At 56.3% G+C, this 1,646-nt stretch carries 2 protein-coding genes and 1 pseudogene; all 3 read left to right on the forward strand.

Annotated elements, in window-relative coordinates:
* Window positions 1–226 (forward strand): ATP-binding protein (locus tag HHL24_RS43250; RefSeq protein WP_169487269.1); only part of this gene is annotated, 226 nt, incomplete at its 5' end.
* A gap of 89 nt (window positions 227–315) precedes the next feature.
* Window positions 316–663 (forward strand): hypothetical protein, encoded by a 348-nt coding sequence (locus HHL24_RS43255; protein ID WP_169491337.1) that lies wholly within the window; start codon window positions 316–318, stop codon window positions 661–663.
* Window positions 664–1,075: 412 nt separating this feature from the next.
* Window positions 1,076–1,646 (forward strand): annotated as a pseudogene (locus tag HHL24_RS43265) (IS6 family transposase); the annotation flags it as partial.

Consider the following 1,646-nt stretch of genomic DNA (forward strand, 5'->3'; position numbering starts at 1 on the left):
CCTGCTCAGCAAGCTCTACGAACGAACCAGCATCATCATCACCACCAACCTGAGCTTCGCTGAGTGGGCCAGTGTGTTCGGCGATGCAAAGATGACGACGGCGCTGCTCGACCGGCTCACGCACCACTGCCACATTGTAGAAACAGGCAACGATAGCTATCGTTTCAGAAACAGCACGACACAGCCAAAGAAGGAGAGAAAGAAGACCCAGACACCCACCGAATAACCCGCAAAGCTGGTCCAACGGGTGGGTCAGAATTCAATGCAAATCCCGGGTCAGGATTCCGTGCAAATCAACACACCGACAACGTTCCGTTGCCCAAGGGCGTCTGGGACGGCCAATACTGGTCCGAAGCGCAGCATTCACGGGCCAGCAACGATCGATTGGTGGACCCGCCGGGCGGGGGAATTAGCGCCATACAGTTCGTTGTGACCGATGCGGCCGGCAACCCCGATGAAATCAGCTTCAATGTCGCCATCGACCAATCTGGAAGCGATCCAACTTGCTGGATCGGCCTCGGAAACGGTTCGGTTGTGGAGTTGGAGCCGGTACTCCAGCATCTCGGGCTGACATTGGCTCAAGCAAATGAACGCGGTTTCTATATTTGTGAAGTCCGCGGCGCACGTGCGCCATTCGAAGTCATTGCTCAAATGGCGGGTTGAGCGTAGAGCAGTTTTACAGCATGGGACGAGTCGCGACATCGGGCAGTGGATCAAGTAAGCAGCCGGTCCATATCATTGGCCGAACAGCATCAACTGCTGACGTTCGACTCATTCCATGCTCCCGCAAACCTTTCGGCCAACCGCTCCCGCTCGAACCTCGACAACGAAATCGACAAACACCCGTGTTTTCGCTGGCAGCAGCGCTCGCGTCGCGTAATAGATCGAAATCGCCCCGGCGAGTCGGCACACTACTTTCGATGCGAAATTGTCAGGCTTACCTGCCTGACCGAAATATTTCACTCTGGGTTGTGAAGCACCATCTGGTTTTGCGTAGAACGCAATAGATCTGTCAATCCGGAATGCTTCCAAAGGCTTTGTCACGTTATTGAGGCGGTCGCGTAGAATTCTTGAGATGAAAAATTCCAGATCGCTCTATCACGGGCATCGCTTTCCTGCGGTGGTCATCAGCTGTGCCGTTCGGTGGTACTTCGGTTTCAGTTGAGTTTGCGTGATATTGAAGAGTTGCTGTTCGAGCGCGGCATCGAGGTGAGTTATGAAACCGTGCGCCGCTGGTGCGATAAATTCGGTTCCAGGTTCGCACATCGGGTAAAGGCTGTCCGGCGAAAACCGGGCAGTACATGGCATCTCGATGAGTTGTTCGTGACGTTGCGCGGTGAACCTTACGTGCTGTGGCGAGCGGTCGACGAGCACGGCGCCGAACTCGATATCCTGCTGCAGAAGCGGCGCGACATGGCCGCAGCCGAACGATTCTTCGAACGCGTACTTCGTTCGTGCCCGGTGCCGCGCAAAATCGTCACCGATCAGCTGCGCAGCTATCCGGCCGCGAAGTCCAGGATCCCCGCGCTGGCAAATGTCAAACACGTGTTCGTCAAGGCTGCCGCCCGCGTGAACAATCGGGCCGAGAATAGCCATCAACCTACGCGCGAACGCGAGCGGCGCTTGCGCGGGTTTCGCGACCCAAA

This window comes from Paraburkholderia polaris, assembly GCF_012927345.1.
In the GTDB taxonomy this organism is placed as follows: Bacteria; Pseudomonadota; Gammaproteobacteria; order Burkholderiales; family Burkholderiaceae; genus Paraburkholderia; species Paraburkholderia polaris.